Source organism: Streptococcus sp. k-378 (assembly GCF_013277505.1).
Taxonomy (GTDB): Bacteria; Bacillota; Bacilli; order Lactobacillales; family Streptococcaceae; genus Streptococcus; species Streptococcus pseudopneumoniae.
The window spans coordinates 1-18900 of record NZ_VMNC01000048.1; the positions used below are offsets into that span (position 1 = coordinate 1).

Genomic DNA, 18900 nt, shown 5'->3' on the forward strand with positions numbered 1-18900 from the left:
GCTCAAAGCACTGCTTTGAGGTTGCAGATAAGACTGACGAAGTCAGGAACCATACCTACGGCAAGGCGACGTTGACGTGGTTTGAAGAGATTTTCGAAGAGTATTAATACTAGGAAAAGGACAGTTAAAACCTTCTGTGTTATACTAGAGATATGTTAGATTTGAAAGAATACGGTATTGTCATGTGGCCGGAGGAGAAGATTATTTCTTTCCGTGAGAAACTTCTCAGTTGGTATGATGAAAACAAAAGAGATTTACCGTGGCGTAGAAGTAAAAATCCTTATCATATCTGGGTTTCTGAAATTATGCTCCAGCAGACCAGGGTGGATACAGTTATCCCTTACTACGAAAGATTCCTGGACTGGTTTCCAACTGTCGAAAGTTTGGCGAATGCGCCTGAAGAGCGTTTGTTGAAGGCTTGGGAGGGACTGGGATATTATTCTCGAGTACGCAATATGCAGGCTGCAGCCCAGCAGATTATGACTGATTTTGGTGGCCAATTTCCAAATACCTATGAAGGAATTTCCAGTTTGAAAGGGATTGGCCCTTACACAGCAGGAGCTATTTCCAGTATCGCTTTTAACTTGCCTGAGCCAGCTGTAGATGGTAATGTCATGCGGGTCTTGGCGCGTCTGTTTGAAGTCAACCATGATATTGGGATTCCAAGTAATCGCAAAATTTTTCAGGCAATGATGGAGATCTTGATTGACCCAGAGCGTCCGGGTGATTTTAATCAAGCCTTGATGGACTTGGGGTCTGATATTGAGTCTCCTGTAAATCCCAGACCTGAAGAAAGCCCAGTCAAGGACTTTAGTGCGGCATATCAGAATGGAACCATGGACCGTTATCCAATCAAGGCTCCCAAGAAAAAGCCAGTTCCCATTTATCTAAAAGCCTTGGTGGTCAAAAATACTCAGGGACAATTTTTACTTGAAAAAAATGAAAGTGAAAAGCTATTGGCAGGTTTTTGGCATTTCCCATTGATAGAAGTTGATAACTTTTCGCAAGAAGAGCAGTTTGACCTCTTTCATCAGGTTGCAGAAGAAAGTGTGAATTTTGGCCCCAGTCCAGAGGAGAGTTTCCAGCAGGACTATGACCTAGATGTTGCTTGGCTTGATGTTTATTTTGAGACTGTCAAGCATGTCTTTAGCCATCGCAAGTGGTATGTTCAAATTGTAGCCGGTCAGGTGACTGACTTCCATGATTTTTCAGATAGGGAAGTTCGGTGGCTTTCACCAGAAGAATTTAAGAATTACCCACTTGCCAAACCCCAACAAAAAATCTGGCAGGCTTATGCAAAAGCCAACTTAGACAGTAACAAAGACTAGCTATCGTGTCTTCTTGTTATTTTTTTGGTATAATAGTAGAGAAAAAGGTGAACATATGAAAAAAATACTAATTGTAGATGATGAGAAACCAATCTCGGATATTATCAAGTTTAATATGACCAAGGAAGGTTACGAAGTTGTAACTGCTTTTAATGGTCGTGAAGCGCTAGAGCAATTTGAAGCAGAGCAACCAGATATTATTATTCTGGATTTGATGCTTCCGGAAATTGATGGTTTAGAAGTTGCTAAGACCATTCGTAAGACAAGTAGTGTACCTATTATCATGCTGTCGGCTAAAGACAGCGAATTTGATAAGGTTATCGGTTTGGAGCTTGGGGCGGATGACTATGTAACCAAACCCTTCTCAAATCGTGAGTTGCAGGCGCGTGTTAAAGCTCTTCTGCGTCGTTCTCAACCTATGCCAGTAGATGGGCAGGAAGCAGAAAGTAAACCTCAACCTATCCAAATTGGGGATTTAGAAATTGTTCCAGACGCCTACGTGGCTAAAAAATATGGAGAAGAACTAGACTTAACCCACCGTGAGTTTGAGCTTTTGTATCATTTGGCATCGCATGCAGGTCAAGTCATTACGCGCGAACACTTGCTTGAGACTGTCTGGGGTTATGACTATTTTGGTGATGTCCGTACAGTTGATGTGACTGTCCGACGTCTGCGTGAGAAGATTGAAGATACGCCCAGCCGACCAGAGTATATCTTGACGCGCCGTGGTGTAGGGTATTACATGAGAAATAATGCTTGATTTACTGAAACAAACCATTTTTACCAGAGATTTTATCTTTATTCTGATTTTGTTAGGTTTCATCCTTGTTGTGACCCTCTTATTACTGGAGAATAGACGTGATAATATTCGATTGAAGCAAGTCAATCAAAAGGTTAAAGATTTGATTGCAGGAGATTATTCCAAGGTTCTTGATATGCAAGGTGGGTCTGAAATCACCAATATTACCAATAATTTGAATGACTTGTCGGAGGTTATTCGTCTCACTCAGGAAAATCTAGAACAAGAAAGTAAGCGGCTAAATAGTATTCTGTTTTATATGACAGATGGGGTCCTTGCGACCAATCGTCGGGGGCAGATTATCATGATTAACGATACAGCCAAGAAGCAACTGGGGCTGGTTCAGGAAGATGTTCTGAATAGAAGCATTTTGGAAGTACTCAAGATAGAAGAAGACTATGAATTGCGTGATTTGATTACCCAAAGTCCAGAATTGTTGCTAGATTCCCAAGATATCAATGGCGAATATTTGAACCTTCGAGTTCGCTTTGCCTTGATACGTCGAGAGTCTGGCTTTATTTCAGGTTTGGTGGCTGTTTTGCATGATACGACGGAGCAGGAGAAGGAAGAACGCGAACGGAGACTCTTTGTTTCCAATGTTAGCCATGAGTTACGGACTCCTTTAACCAGCGTGAAATCCTATCTTGAAGCCTTGGATGAGGGGGCTTTGTGTGAAACTGTAGCACCAGACTTTATCAAGGTGTCTCTGGACGAAACCAACCGTATGATGCGCATGGTGACGGATCTCCTCCATCTTTCACGGATTGATAATGCCACCAGTCACTTGGATGTGGAACTGATTAACTTTACTGCTTTTATTACCTTTATCCTCAATCGTTTTGACAAGATGAAAGGACAGGAAAAGGAGAAAAAATATGAGTTGGTGAGAGATTATCCCATCAATTCTATCTGGATGGAAATTGATACAGATAAGATGACACAGGTTGTCGACAATATTTTAAATAATGCTATTAAGTATTCGCCAGATGGGGGTAAAATCACTGTCAGAATGAAGACAACTGAAGACCAGATGATTTTATCCATTTCTGACCAGGGTTTAGGGATTCCTAAGCAGGATTTACCACGTATCTTTGACCGTTTCTATCGTGTGGATCGTGCTAGAAGTCGTGCACAAGGTGGTGCAGGTCTAGGACTGTCTATCGCTAAAGAAATTATCAAACAACATAAGGGCTTTATTTGGGCCAAGAGTGAATATGGCAAGGGTTCAACCTTTACCATTGTGCTCCCTTATGATAAGGATGCAGTGAAAGAAGAAGTATGGGAGGACGAAGTAGAAGACTAGAATGAGTGAAATAGGCTTTAAATACAGTATTTTAGCGTCGGGTTCCAGTGGAAATTCCTTTTATCTGGAAACCTCAAAAAAGAAGCTTTTAGTAGATGCAGGCTTATCTGGTAAGAAAATTACCAGCCTACTTGCTGAAATTAACCGCAAACCAGAAGACTTGGATGCCATCTTGATTACCCATGAGCATTCAGACCATATCCATGGAGTAGGTGTGTTAGCTCGCAAGTATGGTATGGATCTGTATGCCAATGAAAAGACTTGGCAGGCTATGGAAAATAGCAAGTATCTTGGCAAGGTGGATTCTTCGCAAAAGCATATCTTTGAGATGGGAAAAACCAAAACCTTTGGAGATATTGACATCGAGAGTTTTGGTGTGAGTCATGATGCAGTCGCACCGCAGTTCTATCGCTTTATGAAGGATGATAAGAGTTTTGTCCTTTTGACAGATACAGGTTATGTCAGTGACCGTATGGCAGGGATTGTCGAAAATGCGGATGGCTATCTTATCGAGTCCAACCATGATGTAGAGATTTTGCGAGCAGGATCTTATGCTTGGCGACTCAAACAACGAATCCTATCGGATCTGGGTCACCTTTCTAACGAAGATGGTGCTGAAGCTATGATTCGTACCTTGGGAAACCGCACTAAGAAAATCTACCTTGGGCATTTATCTAAGGAGAACAATATCAAGGAACTGGCTCATATGACCATGGTCAATCAGCTGGCTCAAGCTGATCTGGGAGTCGGAGTGGACTTTAAGGTTTATGATACCTCACCAGATACCGCAACACCCTTGACGGACATATAGAAAGAACGCTGAGAAGGTGTTCTTTTTATATTGACTGAACATCTAAAAAGTAATACAATGGTGTTACCATTAAAAAAGGGAGTGCAAAAGATGACTACTATTACATTAAAAGTTTCTGAAGCTGATAAAACATTTATGAAAGCAATGGCTAAGTTTGAAGGAGTTTCCCTGTCGGAACTTATCCGCACCAAAACTCTTGAAGCTCTAGAAGACGAATACGACGCTCGTGTGGCAGATTTAGCCTATCAAGAGTATTTAGACGACTTGGAAAAAGGAGTTGAGCCTATTACTTGGGAAGAAATGATGCATGATTTAGGCTTGGAGGATGAATAATTTGTATAAATTAGTTCCGACAAGACGATTCATCAAGCAATTGAAAAAATTGGATCGTTATACGCAGAAGCTAATTACAAACTATTTACAATCCAATGTTTTGGAAGACCCAAGACGACACGGAAAGGCTTTGGTTGGTAATCGCGTTGGTCAATGGTGCTATAGAATTGGTAATTATCGAGTTATCGTACAAATTGTAGATGATGAATTAGTCATTGCTACTCTAGAAGTTGGTCATAGGAGAGATATTTATTGAATTACTTTTTTCAAGTAAATTTTCATTCTTTTAAATATGATATAATAGGGCTTACAATACAAGAGAGGTTGCTTTATGGCAATAGATATTAGTGAAGAGCAGTTGGCTAAGGAGTCTGCTGATTTATTAAAAATACTTTTAAAAGATAGAACAACAAAGAAAAATATAGTTTGGGCGACGCATTCTTATAACTTGTTAGGAAAAGGCTTTAGTCCTAGTGATAGTATTAGTCCAAGTAAGGTTACTGGAAACTATGCTAACTTGATTCAGCCCAGATCTGAAAAATCCAAGTATGAGCAAAAAGATCGTACAAAAATAAGGGCAGAAGTGTTTACACCAACTTGGTTGGTCGCAAAGCAAAATGGATATGTAGAATCGGAACTAGGCTCGTTAAGTCTTGAAGAGTATGTTGACTTACGGTGGTTAGAGATAACTTGTGGTGAAGCACCTTATATGGTAACTCGCTATGATACAGTGACTGGTAAGGAAATTCCATTATCTGAACGAGTTGGTTTTGTTGATAGAAAATTGCAGCGCATTAGTCGTGAGGTCTCAGATGAAGTCACCTTTTATGAATTTGTAAAAAAAGCTTATCGAGCTTCTTATGGTTATGAGTACCAAGGGGACTCTCTACTTTTGGCGCGTGAAAATCTTTTGGCAACTTTTGAGGACTATTATCTAGCTAAGACTGGAAATCAACCAACATTAGAGCAGAAGAAAGAGATTGCAACTATCATCTCTTACAATGTCTTTCAGATGGATGGATTGAAAAAAAGTAGTCCTTATTCAGCTAAACAAAGGCAATCTCAACAATTGAGTTTGTTTGCGGATGAGCTAGAGGTCCAAGATGTAGAAGAATCTAAAACCCATATCAAAGACTGGAAAAAGAATAGAATGATAGGTTTTGAGCGCCTATCTAGCGAGGAAAGTGAAATGAAATTTGATGTCGTGATAGGAAATCCGCCGTATCAGGAAATAGGAGAAGCTAGAGATGAGCCGATATATCACTATTTTATTGATGAAGCTTATAAAATCGCAGATAAATCTATACTAATCACCCCAGCAAGGTTTTTATTTAAAGCTGGTCAAACTCCTAAAAATTGGATGGAAAAGATGCTTGAAGACAAGCATTTAAAAGTTCAATTCTATGAACTTAAAAGCGGTAAAGTATTTACAGGAACGGATATTAAGGGTGGAGTAGCAATAACTTATCGTGATGTTGATAAAGATTTGGGACCAATCGGAGTATTTACTATTTTTGAAACTTTGAATGGTATTGTAAAAAAAATCGAAAAACATCCAGAATTTGAAACTTTTTCTGATTATCCAAATGCTGAAAAGCTGCAAGGAAAAGGAACAAAAAATAAAATTGTTTCGAAATCACTAACTCAGTTAGATTTTGTTTTCAAAAACAACGAAGAAAAAGACCATGTTGCTCTACTTGGAAGAATTGGCTCCGAACGTGTTTATCGATATATTAATAAAAAATATTTAGATTTACCGGAAACATTCGAAAATTATAATGTTTTTGTACCAGAAGCTAATGGAAGTGGTGCCTTAGGTGAAGTCTTATCAACACCCCTAATCGGGCATACAGATACTTTTTTATCTATTGGTAATTTTAAAACAAAATTTGAAGCCGATGCTTGTATTAAATTTATTAAAACTAAATTCGCTAGAGTATTATTAGGTGTTTTGAAAGTTACTCAGCATAACTCACGCAAAACTTGGTATTACGTTCCACTCCAAGACTTCACGGTCAATTCAGACATTGATTGGACACAATCAGTGGCTGATATTGACCGCCAGCTTTATCAAAAATATGACCTTTCTCCTGAGGAAATTTCCTTTATTGAGACTCATGTAAGGGAGATGGATTAGAAAAGTATTTTTATTTGACAAATAGCGCTCAGTGATCTATAATTGACACATAGGATTAGGTCAGGAAGCATACGATGCCCTGACCCTTTTTGTACTTATGAGATGAGAAAGTCATTTGTTAGATAAATTGACTTGGTTAGCAAACGTTCAAAAAAGGAAAACTTATGCCAGTAGAAATTAAAACCACTAAAGAAATTCATCCTAAAATCTATGCTTACACTACACCGACGGTAACCAGTAATGAAGGCTGGATTAAGATTGGTTACACAGAACGTGATGTCACACAACGTATCAAGGAGCAAACGCATACAGCTCATATAGATACAGACATATTATGGACTGGTGATGCAGCTTATACAGAAGAGCCTGATAAGGGGAAAACTTTCAAGGATCATGATTTCCACCATTTCTTGTCTTTCCATGATGTAGAACGTCGTCCTAAGACGGAATGGTTCTATTTTAATGGAACTCCTGAAAAATCTAAAAATCTATTCGATAAATTTGTTCAGCATGATTTGTCTGGTTATCAACCTGGAAAAGGACAGGACTATACTCTGCGACAAGAGCAAGAAGAAGCAGTTGCTAAGACATTAGCTTATTTCCAAGAACATGCTGGAGGCAAATTTCTCTGGAATGCCAAACCACGATTTGGTAAAACCTTGTCTACCTATGACCTAGCTCGTCGAATGGAAGCTGTTAATGTCCTAATTGTAACAAACCGCCCTGCCATTGCTAACTCATGGTATGATGATTTTGAAACATTCATAGCAGGCCAGACGACTTACAAGTTTGTTTCTGAATCAGATAGCCTTAAGAGTCGTCCAACTTTGTCACGTAAAGAATTTGTTGGTATTTTAGATGACGATGTAAGACAACTTGCTTTTATCAGTCTCCAAGACTTGAAAGGTTCTGTTTATTTAGGTGGAGAGCACGATAAACTCAAATGGGTGACTGATCTGCATTGGGATTTGTTGGTTATTGACGAGGCTCATGAAGGAGTTGATACCTTCAAGACTGACCAAGCCTTTAATAAGATTCGACGGAATTTTACTCTGCATTTGTCAGGTACACCATTTAAAGCATTGGCTAAGGGAGATTTTACCGAGGAGCAAATCTATAACTGGTCTTATGCTGATGAGCAGGCAGCCAAAACTATTTGGTCGCCTGAGCAAGAAGAGGAAAATCCATATGAAACCTTACCTCAGTTAAATCTCTTTACCTATCAAATGTCTCAGATGATTGGTGAAGAGCTAGAGAAAGGCGCTCAACTTGATGGTGAAAATATTGACTATGCTTTTGACTTGAGTGAATTTTTCGCTACAGATGATAAAGGTAAATTTATCCATGAGCAAGATGTCAGAAATTGGTTAGATACTCTATCAAGCAATGAAAAATATCCATTTTCAACCAAAGAACTCCGTAATGAACTCAAGCATACTTTTTGGCTTTTAGAACGTGTCGCTTCGGCCAAAGCATTAAAAGCACTACTAGAAGAACACCCCATCTATGAAAACTATGAGATCGTTCTAGCTGCTGGTGACGGACGTATGTCCGAAGAAGACGATAAAGTCAAACTCAAATCCTTGGACTTGGTTAGAAAAGCGATAGCAGGTAATGACAAAACCATTACCCTATCCGTCGGTCAATTGACGACAGGTGTCACTATCCCTGAGTGGACAGGTGTATTGATGTTATCGAATTTGAAATCACCTGCACTTTATATGCAGGCCGCCTTCCGTGCTCAAAATCCTTACTCATGGACCGATAACAAAGGAAATCACTTTCGCAAAGAAAGAGCCTATGTATTTGACTTTGCGCCGGAAAGAACCTTGATTCTCTTTGATGAGTTTGCCAACAACTTATCGCTTGCGACTGCAGGAGGCGGCGGGACTTCGACAACTCGTGAAGAAAACATCAGAGAATTACTCAATTTCTTCCCTGTCATAGCTGAAGACCGTGCTGGTAAAATGGTTGAAATTGATGCCAAGGCGGTTCTAACCATTCCTCGCCAGATAAAAGCTAGAGAAGTTCTTAAACGTGGCTTTATGTCCAATCTATTATTTGATAATATCAGCGGTATTTTCCAAGCTAGTCAAACAGTTCTAGATATTTTAAATGAGCTGCCAGTTGAAAAGGAAGGGAAGGTACAAGATAGTTCTGATTTATTAGACTTTTCAGATGTTACAGTCGATGATGAGGGAAATGCAGTAGTAGACCATGAAATTGTAGTTAATCAGCAAATGCGACTTTTTGGTGAAAAAGTTTATGCGCTGGGTGAGTCAGTTACAGAAGTGATGGCCCAGAATGAGGAAAAATCTCATAGGAAGTTGGCTTCTGAGTTGAGTCAAACAGTTTCTCCAGTGATTGTAGAAGATTTAAAAGCTGAATACAACTTTAAAACTCGGGAAACAGACCAAATCAAGAAACAAATTACAGCAACATTTGAGAATGAAATTCGAAAAAATGATATCGAAAGAAAAATTTCTGAAGCTCATATCAGGGAAGAATTGCAGCAACAAATTAAAGAAGCAGTTGATAAGGAGCAAAAGGATAAGATTCAAGAAGATTTGGATAAACGTTTAGAAGAAAATAAGCTCATTCACAAAGAAAAACTAGAACAAACACTCAAAAAAGAAGTAGAGAAAATGCCTGAGAGATTTATCGAACAGGTTGAGAGAAAACGTGTTGAGCAGTTGAAACAATCAGCTCAAGATGAGATTCGTGACCATCTTCGTGGATTTGCACGAACCATCCCAAGTTTTATTATGGCTTATGGCAATCAATCTCTAACACTTGATAATTTTGAGACCTTTGTTCCTGAGCAAGTCTTCTTTGAGGTGACTGGTATTACGATTGATCAATTTCGTTATTTGAGAGATGGAGGACAAGATTTTGCAGGACATCTCTTTGATAAAGCAACATTTGACGAAGCTATTCAAGAATTTCTTCGCAAGAAAAAGGAGTTGGCGGATTATTTTAAAGACCAAAAAGAAGATATTTTTGACTATATTCCACCACAGAAAACCAATCAGATTTTCACTCCTAAACGGGTAGTGAAGAGGATGGTAGATGATCTTGAAAAAGAAAATCCAGGAATATTTGATGATCCATTTAAGACATTTATTGATTTGTACATGAAGTCTGGTCTCTATATTGCTGAACTTGTTAAGCGACTATATAATAGCGAAGGTTTGAAAGATGCATTTCCAAATTCTGAAGAACGCTTAAAACATATCTTAGAAAACCAAGTTTATGGATTTGCTCCGTCTGAGATTATCTATAACATTTCCACTAATTTTATATTTGGCAATCTTTCTAAAGATATCAGTAGGAAGAATTTTGTTTTAGCAGATACCATTCCAGCGGCTAAAGAAGGGCGCATTCAAAAGTTGGTTGATTCCTATTTTGAAAATAATTAAAAAGAAGGCTGAGTCAAAATTCTTTGAAATCAGAAAAAACGCATAAGATAAGGTATTGACAATCCTTGATATTATGCGTTTTATTGTGGGAAGATGTATAATGGATTGAAATAAGATATGAACAAATCAATTAGGAATTTAAAGCATTTTATAACAACGTTTTAGAGTGATAGGGTGCTATTTCAACTTCAACCTACTATAATACAGAAAAAAACAACTCCCTGATGATTCAAGGAGTTGTCTATAGTTAAATTAATTTTTAGAAGCTTCTTAGAATTCTGGATTTTTCCATGCTTCGTCAATAATAGCTTGCAATTCTTTAGCAGATGCTTGCATTTTTTGAGTTTCTGCATCGTTCAATGGAATGTTTACTGGACGAACGATACCGTGTGCTCCAACGATAGCTGGTTGACCGATAAAGACGTTCTCAATTCCGTATTGACCTTCTTGGAATACGGAAAGTGGAAGTACTGCGTTTTCATCGTCAAGGATTGCTTTAGTGATACGAGCGAGGGCTACAGCGATACCGTAGTATGTAGCACCTTTCTTGTTAATGATTGAGTATGCAGCGTCGCGAACAGAAATGAAGAGTTCTACAAGGTCAGCTTCATTCAAGTCACGGTTAGCTTGCAACCACTGTTCCAATTTTACACCGGCAACGTTAGCATGTGACCAAACGGCAAACTCAGAGTCACCGTGTTCACCCATGATATAGGCGTGAACTGAACGAGCGTCAACACCGATTTTTTCAGCAAGGGCTTGACGGAAACGAGCTGAGTCAAGTGAAGTACCTGAACCGATAACGCGTTCTTTAGGGAAACCAGAGAATTTCCAAGTTGAGTAAGTCAAAACGTCAACTGGGTTAGCAGCAACAAGGAAGATACCTTTGAAACCTGATTCAACAACTTGAGTTACGATTGATTTGTTGATAGCAAGGTTTTTACCTACAAGGTCAAGACGAGTTTCACCTGGTTTTTGAGGTGCACCTGCAGTGATCACAACAAGGTCAGCGTCTGCACAGTCAGAGTATTGAGCTGCATAGATTTTTTTAGGTGAAGTGAAGGCAAGGGCGTGACTAAGGTCAAGCGCATCACCAACAGCTTTTTCATGCAATTGTGGAATTTCGATAATTCCAAGCTCTTGTGCAATTCCTTGGTTAACAAGTGCAAAAGCGTAAGATGAACCTACAGCACCATCACCGACAAGGATAACTTTTTTGTGTTGTTTAGTTGAAGTCATTGTTCTAAACATCTCCTTAATTTTATTAGGGGATTTTCCCTAGACAACTTCATTCTATCACTTTTAAAAAACTTTGTCACGAATATGCCGTATAGTTCTCTATGTAAACGTTTTAGTGGTTTAGAGGCTGAAATAGATGGAAATTTATGGTATAATGTTGTTACTTACTAATTGTGAAATGAGGCATTTATTAATGCAGGATAAAAATTTAGTGAATGTCAATCTGACAAAGGAGATGAAGGCTAGCTTTATCGACTACGCCATGAGTGTTATCGTAGCGCGAGCTCTTCCTGATGTTCGAGATGGCTTAAAACCTGTTCACCGTCGCATTCTCTACGGAATGAATGAATTGGGTGTTACTCCAGACAAACCCCATAAAAAATCTGCTCGTATTACAGGGGATGTCATGGGTAAATACCACCCACACGGGGATTCCTCTATCTATGAAGCCATGGTCCGTATGGCTCAATGGTGGAGCTACCGTTACATGCTTGTAGATGGTCATGGGAATTTTGGTTCCATGGATGGAGATAGTGCTGCCGCTCAACGTTATACCGAGGCACGTATGAGCAAGATTGCTCTGGAAATGCTTCGTGATATCAACAAAAATACAGTTGATTTCGTTGATAACTATGATGCCAACGAACGGGAACCCTTGGTCTTGCCAGCGCGTTTTCCAAACCTTTTGGTTAATGGAGCAACTGGTATCGCGGTTGGGATGGCAACCAATATTCCACCTCATAATCTGGGTGAAACCATTGATGCAGTGAAGTTGGTCATGGATAATCCTGAAGTGACTACCAAGGACTTGATGGAAGTCTTGCCTGGACCAGATTTTCCAACTGGTGCTCTTGTCATGGGGAAATCAGGTATCCATAAGGCTTATGAAACAGGTAAAGGTTCGATTGTCCTACGTTCTCGTACAGAGATTGAAACGACTAAGACTGGTCGTGAGCGCATCGTTGTAACAGAATTTCCTTACATGGTCAATAAAACCAAGGTGCATGAGCATATTGTTCGCTTGGTTCAGGAAAAACGCATTGAGGGTATCACAGCAGTACGTGATGAGTCAAACCGTGAAGGTGTTCGATTTGTTATTGAAGTCAAGCGCGACGCCTCAGCCAATGTTATTCTCAATAACCTCTTCAAAATGACCCAAATGCAAACCAATTTTGGTTTCAATATGCTGGCTATCCAAAATGGTATACCGAAAATTTTGTCTCTTCGTCAGATTTTGGATGCTTATATCGAGCACCAAAAAGAAGTGGTTGTTCGTCGTACACGTTTTGATAAGGAAAAAGCGGAAGCGCGCGCTCATATCTTAGAAGGTCTCTTGATTGCGCTAGACCATATCGACGAAGTGATTCGTATCATCCGTGCTAGTGAAACGGATGCGGAAGCACAAGATGAGTTGATGAGTAAGTTTAAGCTTTCTGAACGTCAAAGTCAGGCCATCCTAGACATGCGTCTTCGTCGTTTGACAGGTTTGGAACGCGATAAGATTCAATCTGAGTATGATGACCTCTTGGCTCTGATTGCGGACTTAGCGGATATTCTTGCTAAGCCTGAACGTGTTTCTCAAATCATCAAAGACGAATTGGATGAAGTTAAACGTAAATTTTCCGATAAACGCCGTACAGAGTTGATGGTTGGACAGGTCTTGAGTCTCGAGGATGAGGACTTGATTGAAGAATCGGATGTCTTAATTACCCTTTCTAACAAAGGATACATTAAACGTCTGGACCAAGCTGAATTTACTGCTCAAAAACGTGGAGGTCGTGGTGTCCAAGGAACAGGAGTGAAAGATGATGACTTTGTTCGTGAGTTAGTATCAACTAGCACCCATGATCATCTGCTCTTCTTCACAAATAAAGGACGAGTTTATCGTTTGAAAGGTTATGAAATTCCTGAGTATGGTCGGACTGCCAAAGGGCTACCAGTAGTCAATCTCTTGAAATTGGATGAAGACGAAAATATTCAGACGGTTATCAATGTTGGGTCTGATCGCAGTGATGATGCTTATCTCTTCTTTACAACCCGTCACGGTATTGTGAAGAGAACCAGTGTTAAGGAATTTGCCAATATTCGTCAAAATGGTCTCAAAGCGCTGAATTTAAAGGATGAAGATGAGTTAATCAATGTCTTGTTGGCGGAAGGAGATATGGATATTATCATTGGTACCAAGTTTGGTTATGCAGTTCGCTTTAATCAATCAGCCGTTCGTGGTATGAGTCGTATCGCCACTGGTGTGAAAGGTGTTAACCTTCGTGAAGGAGACACAGTTGTTGGTGCCAGCTTGATTACTGATCAAGATGAGGTTCTTATTATCACAGAAAAAGGATATGGTAAGCGTACAGTCGCTACTGAATACCCAACAAAAGGTCGTGGTGGTAAGGGAATGCAGACAGCTAAAATTACCGAAAAAAATGGCTTGCTGGCCGGTCTTATGACTGTTCAAGGGGATGAGGATTTGATGATTATCACTGATACAGGTGTCATGATTCGAACCAATCTTGCCAATATTTCACAAACAGGACGTGCAACTATGGGAGTTAAAGTAATGCGCCTGGATCAAGATGCTCAGATAGTGACTTTCACAACGGTTGCGGTGGCAGAAAAAGAAGAAGTTGGGACAGAAAATGAAACAGAAGGTGAAGAATAATGTCTCATAAAAATAATAAAAAGAAAAACAAGCGAAAAAATCTGCTGACAAATATCCTAGCAGGATTTCTGATATTACTGTCACTGGCTTTGATTTTTAATGCGCAAATTCGAAATATTTTCATAGTCTGGAATACCAATAAGTATCAAGTTAGCCAGGTATCAAAAGAAAAATTAGAAGAAAATCAGGATACAGAAGGCAATTTTGACTTTGATTCTGTCAAAGCTATCTCTTCGGAAGCTGTTCTAACTTCTCAATGGGATGCTCAAAAATTACCAGTTATTGGGGGAATTGCAATTCCTGAATTGGAAATGAATTTGCCGATTTTTAAAGGACTTGATAATGTTAATCTCTTCTACGGAGCTGGTACAATGAAACGCGAGCAAGTAATGGGGGAAGGAAATTATAGTCTAGCTAGTCACCATATCTTTGGTGTTGATAATGCTAATAAAATGTTATTTTCTCCTTTAGATAATGCTAAAAATGGCATGAAGATTTATCTAACCGATAAAAATAAAGTTTATACTTATGAAATACGTGAAGTCAAACGTGTGACACCGGATCGTGTTGATGAGGTTGATGATAGAGAAGGGGTCAATGAAATCACATTAGTAACCTGTGAAGACCTTGCTGCTACAGAACGTATTATTGTCAAAGGTGATTTGAAAGAAACAAAAGATTATTCACAAACATCTGATGAAATCCTAACAGCTTTCAATCAACCATATAAACAATTTTATTAATACAAATCAGTGAAATCCAGAATTTCACTGATTTTTTTAAGATTTTCATAAAAATATAGTAAAATGAAATAAGAATAGGACGAATCGATCAGGACAGTCAAATCGATTTCTAACAATGTTTTAGAAGTATATGTGTACTATTCTAGTTTCAATCTACTATACTTGCCAAAAGGTGTCGGCTCCATCTTTACCTTCCATGTCAAAGGTGGGGAGGCAGAAGCCCGCAAGGTCATTGATTATTTAGAAATCTTTTCTGATCTTGCAAACGTGGCAGATGCTAAATCGCTTGTTGTCCATCCAGCAACAACCACTCATGGTCAATTGTCAGAAAAAGACCTAGAAGCAGCAGGTGTCACACCAAACCAACTTCGTTTGTCAATTGGTCTTGAAAATGTAGAAGATTTGATTGAAGACTTGCGCTTGGCCTTGGAGAAAATTTAAAGTAAAAGAAGATAAACAGTGGGTTTCGACTCGCTGTTTTTGATTTTCCTTCAGGCATGATATAATGGTTACAGAAGTCTAGAAAGAGGAATGTAATGAACGAAATCAAATGTCCCAACTGTGGGGAAGTCTTTACAGTAAATGAAAGCCAGTATGCTGAACTTTTGTCCCAAGTGAGAACGGCAGAGTTTGATAAGGAACTACACGATAGGATGAGGCAAGAACTGGCCTTGGCTGAGCAAAAGGCTATGAATGAGCAACAGACTAAACTGGCTCAGAAGGATCAAGAAATTGCGCAATTACAGAGTCAGATCCAAAACTTTGATACAGAAAAAGAATTGGCCAAGAAAGAAGTTGAAGAGACAAGCCATCAGGCCCTCTTGGCTAAGGACAAGGAAGTACAGGCCTTGGAGAACCAATTGTCTACCTTGCGTTTAGAGCATGAAAATCAACTGCAAAAGACCCTTTCTGACCTAGAAAAAGAACGCAATCAGGTCAAAAATCAGCTCCTACTGCAAGAAAAGGAAAATGAGTTGTCTTTGGCTTCTGTTAAGCAAAACTATGAAGCCCAGCTTAAAGCAGCTAGTGAACAAGTCGAGTTTTATAAGAATTTTAAGGCTCAACAATCTACAAAAGCCATTGGGGAAAGCCTAGAACAGTATGCAGAGAGTGAGTTTAACAAGGTCCGTAGTTTCGCCTTTCCAAATGCCTACTTTGAGAAGGATAACAAAGTCTCTGCGCGTGGGTCTAAGGGAGACTTCATCTTCCGTGAGTGTGATGAAAATGAGGTAGAGATTATCTCCATTATGTTTGAGATGAAGAATGAAGCTGACGGAACAGAGAAGAAGCACAAGAATGCAGATTTTTACAAGGAATTGGACAAGGACCGTCGGGAGAAGAACTGTGAATATGCCGTTTTAGTGACCATGCTTGAGGTCGATAACGACTACTTTAACACAGGGATTGTTGACGTCAGTCACGAGTATGAAAAGATGTATGTGGTTCGTCCTCAATTCTTTATTCAGTTGATTGGGCTCTTACGTAATGCGGCTCTTAATTCTTTAAAATACAAGCAGGAGTTAGCGCTTGTTCGCGAGCAAAATATCGACATTACACATTTTGAGGAAGACTTGGATGCTTTTAAACTAGCCTTTGCTAAGAACTATAATTCAGCTTCGACCAACTTTGGAAAAGCTATTGATGAAATCGACAAGGCCATCAAACGCATGGAAGAGGTTAAGAAATTCCTGACCACATCTGAAAACCAACTCCGTTTAGCTAACAACAAATTGGAAGATGTCTCTGTTAAAAAATTGACCCGGAAAAATCCAACCATGAAAGCGAAATTTGAAGCATTGAAGGGGGAGTAGAAAGCAAAAATGAACGGTATTATCAACTTAAAAAAAGAAGCAGGAATGACCTCGCATGATGCGGTTTTTAAACTGCGTAAGATTTTGGGCACCAAGAAAATTGGTCATGGTGGGACCTTGGATCCAGATGTAGTGGGTGTTTTGCCCATTGCGGTTGGCAAGGCGACCCGCATGGTTGAGTTTATGCAGGACGAGGGTAAGATCTATGAGGGGGAAATCACTCTGGGCTATTCCACGACGACTGAGGATGCTAGTGGGGAAGTGGTCGCAGAAACCCCTGTTTTGTCTCCCTTGGATGAAAAGCTTGTTGATGAAGCGATTGCGAGCTTGACTGGGCCTATTACCCAGATTCCCCCTATGTATTCGGCAGTTAAGGTTAATGGTCGCAAGCTCTATGAGTATGCGCGTGCTGGTCAGGAAGTGGAGCGTCCAGAACGTCAGGTGACCATTTATCAATTTGAGCGAACAAGTCCGATTTCTTATGATGGCCAACTTGCCCGATTCACTTTTCGTGTAAAATGCAGTAAAGGGACTTACATCCGTACTTTGTCAGTTGATTTGGGTGAAAAGCTTGGTTATGCGGCTCATATGTCTCAGTTAACTCGTACTAGTGCTGCTGGCTTACAATTAGAAGACGCACTGACCTTGGAGGAAATTGCTGAAAAAGTAGAGGCTGGGCAATTAGATTTTCTCCATCCTTTAGAGATTGGGACAGGTGATCTTGTCAAAGTTTTCCTAAGTCCAGAAGAAGCTACAGAAGTTCGCTTTGGTCGTTTTATTGAGCTAGACCAAACGGACAAAGAACTGGCTGCCTTTGAAGATGATACATTGTTAGCCATTCTAGAAAAACGGGACAAACTCTACAAGCCAAGGAAGGTTTTTAGCTAGATCCTTTAGGAATAAAAATCGGGTGATAGATAACAATTGCTTGATAAAACCCCATACTAATAGTAGAATGGGGTTGGGAATTATAATATTCCAATTGTTGCGAGTTGTAGATACTCAAATAATCTATATAGAAATTTAGAGGTGTGAAATGAAGCAATTTAAAATTCTTTCAGATAAATATTTAGAGTCCATTACAGGTTCTGGTGGGAACTTAGGCCCAGGAGTATATTGTGTAGACGTTAAAGGTCGAGCAAAATGCAGTATCAATCATGGAGAGTTTTGGGGGTACACGGGAAGTGTAGTAGTCAATGGCTGGATTAATTATGGTCCATGGGCACCTAGACCAGGATTTGGTGTGATAATTCCATGATGCAAAATGAGTTTCGAGAAAGGGTGGAGCAACTTCTTCAACAAAAAGAAATAAATGAAAATAGTGAGTTGAGTCACCTGTTTCGTCTTGCTATACAAAATTTAGACAGAAATGAAAAATACCAATCGGTCATGGCCAATTTGAGTCAAGGGTTGTCGCTTTACCTCATGACGCATCATTACCAGGCACCTAAGTCTGTCATTGATTTTGGTTTATGGATTGCCAAAGCTCCTAGCCAGGAAAGAGGGAGACTGGCTTTCTTGCAGATGCTTGCTCAAACCCTACAGGGCTTTCGTTAAAACTATCGAACATCAGAGGGAAGACTCTGGTGTTTTTTGCTGATGAGACTATAAATTTTGTAAAAAATGTGATAGAATAGACGACGGATAAAATAACGGAGGATAGCATGCAAAATAGACCAATCATTATTGGAGTGACAGGTGGTTCTGGTGGTGGTAAAACCAGTGTTTCAAGAGCCATTTTATCGCATTTTCTTGATGAAAAGATTTCCATGATTGAGCATGATTCATACTACAAGGATCAGTCTCATTTGACCTTTGAAGAGCGTATCAAAACCAACTATGACCATCCATTTGCCTTTGATACAGACTTGATGATTGAGCAGATGAAGGAATTGTTGGCAGGGCGTCCGGTGGACATTCCGACTTATGACTATACTGAACATACACGGAGCAGCAAGACCTATCGTCAGGAGCCTCAGGATGTCTTTATCGTTGAGGGCATTTTGGTCTTGGAGGACAAGCGCCTGCGCGATTTGATGGATATCAAGATTTTTGTGGATACGGATGATGATGTGCGCATTATTCGTCGTATCAAGCGCGATATGGAAGAACGTGGCCGTAGCCTTGATAGCGTTATTGACCAGTATCTAGGTGTGGTTAAACCCATGTACCATCAGTTTATCGAGCCGACTAAGCGTTATGCTGATATCGTCATTCCTGAGGGAGTCAGCAATACAGTAGCTATCGACCTGTTGACGACCAAGATTGCTAAGATTTTGGAAGAAGCTCGAAATAGCAAATAAACAGAATTGGAG

General features: G+C 39.7%; 16 protein-coding genes and 1 pseudogene. 16 read left to right on the top strand and 1 reads right to left on the bottom strand.

The features are described 5' to 3' along the window. The first annotated feature begins 152 nt into the window (after window positions 1–152). The 8 genes from mutY to HT719_RS05555 all read left to right on the top strand — a co-directional run bounded on the left by mutY (window position 153) and on the right by HT719_RS05555 (window position 10130). Window positions 153–1328 (top strand): A/G-specific adenine glycosylase, encoded by a 1176-nt coding sequence (gene mutY, locus HT719_RS05520; RefSeq protein WP_172928502.1) that lies wholly within the window; start codon window positions 153–155, stop codon window positions 1326–1328. Between the two features lie 55 nt (window positions 1329–1383). Beyond that, the gene (yycF, locus tag HT719_RS05525) at window positions 1384–2088 is read left to right on the top strand and encodes a response regulator YycF (RefSeq protein WP_000722069.1); all 705 of its coding nucleotides are present in this window, start codon (window positions 1384–1386) and stop codon (window positions 2086–2088) included. Then, a complete protein-coding gene (gene vicK, locus HT719_RS05530; protein ID WP_172928503.1) occupies window positions 2081–3430 on the top strand; it encodes a cell wall metabolism sensor histidine kinase VicK in 1350 nt (449 codons plus the stop codon). Before yycF ends, vicK begins: the two co-directional genes overlap by 8 nt. Before the next feature lies 1 nt (window position 3431). After that, window positions 3432–4241 (top strand): MBL fold metallo-hydrolase, encoded by an 810-nt coding sequence (locus tag HT719_RS05535; RefSeq protein WP_001289494.1) that lies wholly within the window; start codon window positions 3432–3434, stop codon window positions 4239–4241. 90 nt (window positions 4242–4331) lie between these two features. After that, window positions 4332–4574 carry a DUF6290 family protein gene (locus tag HT719_RS05540; RefSeq protein WP_007284772.1) on the top strand — a complete coding sequence of 81 codons (243 nt, stop codon included), beginning with the start codon at window positions 4332–4334 and terminating at the stop codon, window positions 4572–4574. A gap of 1 nt (window position 4575) precedes the next feature. Continuing rightward, window positions 4576–4830, top strand: coding sequence for a type II toxin-antitoxin system RelE/ParE family toxin (locus tag HT719_RS05545; protein ID WP_014017264.1), 255 nt, complete (start codon window positions 4576–4578; stop codon window positions 4828–4830). Between the two features lie 75 nt (window positions 4831–4905). Next, entirely contained in the window at window positions 4906–6711 is a 1806-nt protein-coding gene (locus HT719_RS05550; protein WP_172928504.1) for an Eco57I restriction-modification methylase domain-containing protein, read from the top strand. A 164-nt stretch (window positions 6712–6875) separates the two neighbouring features. Continuing rightward, the gene (locus HT719_RS05555; RefSeq protein WP_172928505.1) at window positions 6876–10130 is read left to right on the top strand and encodes a DEAD/DEAH box helicase family protein; all 3255 of its coding nucleotides are present in this window, start codon (window positions 6876–6878) and stop codon (window positions 10128–10130) included. 270 nt (window positions 10131–10400) lie between these two features. Here HT719_RS05555 and HT719_RS05560 read toward each other — a convergent pair whose 3' ends face one another. Then, window positions 10401–11369 carry an L-lactate dehydrogenase gene (locus tag HT719_RS05560; protein WP_000204723.1) on the bottom strand — a complete coding sequence of 323 codons (969 nt, stop codon included), beginning with the start codon at window positions 11367–11369 and terminating at the stop codon, window positions 10401–10403. Window positions 11370–11562: 193 nt separating this feature from the next. Here HT719_RS05560 and gyrA point away from each other — a divergent pair, with 193 nt between their 5' ends. The 8 genes and pseudogenes from gyrA (at window position 11563) to udk (ending at window position 18888) form a co-directional block, all read left to right on the top strand. Continuing rightward, the gene (gene gyrA, locus HT719_RS05565) at window positions 11563–14031 is read left to right on the top strand and encodes a DNA gyrase subunit A (RefSeq protein ID WP_172928507.1); all 2469 of its coding nucleotides are present in this window, start codon (window positions 11563–11565) and stop codon (window positions 14029–14031) included. Further along, on the top strand, window positions 14031–14774 hold the full coding sequence (gene srtA / locus HT719_RS05570; RefSeq protein WP_000018518.1) for a sortase SrtA: 744 nt from the start codon (window positions 14031–14033) through the stop codon (window positions 14772–14774). Before gyrA ends, srtA begins: the two co-directional genes overlap by 1 nt. A 159-nt stretch (window positions 14775–14933) precedes the next feature. Next, window positions 14934–15215 (top strand): annotated as a pseudogene (locus tag HT719_RS05575) (PLP-dependent transferase); the annotation flags it as partial. Window positions 15216–15310: 95 nt separating this feature from the next. Next, a complete protein-coding gene (locus HT719_RS05580; RefSeq protein WP_172928510.1) occupies window positions 15311–16585 on the top strand; it encodes a DUF2130 domain-containing protein in 1275 nt (424 codons plus the stop codon). 9 nt (window positions 16586–16594) lie between these two features. Then, window positions 16595–17473 (top strand): tRNA pseudouridine(55) synthase TruB, encoded by an 879-nt coding sequence (gene truB, locus HT719_RS05585; protein ID WP_172928511.1) that lies wholly within the window; start codon window positions 16595–16597, stop codon window positions 17471–17473. Between the two features lie 148 nt (window positions 17474–17621). Continuing rightward, window positions 17622–17843 carry a hypothetical protein gene (locus tag HT719_RS05590; protein ID WP_000808578.1) on the top strand — a complete coding sequence of 74 codons (222 nt, stop codon included), beginning with the start codon at window positions 17622–17624 and terminating at the stop codon, window positions 17841–17843. Then, window positions 17840–18142, top strand: coding sequence for a bacteriocin immunity protein (locus tag HT719_RS05595; RefSeq protein WP_000983427.1), 303 nt, complete (start codon window positions 17840–17842; stop codon window positions 18140–18142). The genes HT719_RS05590 and HT719_RS05595 overlap by 4 nt, the downstream gene beginning before the upstream one ends. Window positions 18143–18249: 107 nt before the next feature. Then, complete coding sequence (gene udk / locus HT719_RS05600; protein WP_001181364.1) at window positions 18250–18888, top strand: uridine kinase; 639 nt, start codon at window positions 18250–18252, stop codon at window positions 18886–18888. The last annotated feature ends 12 nt before the right edge of the window (window positions 18889–18900 follow it).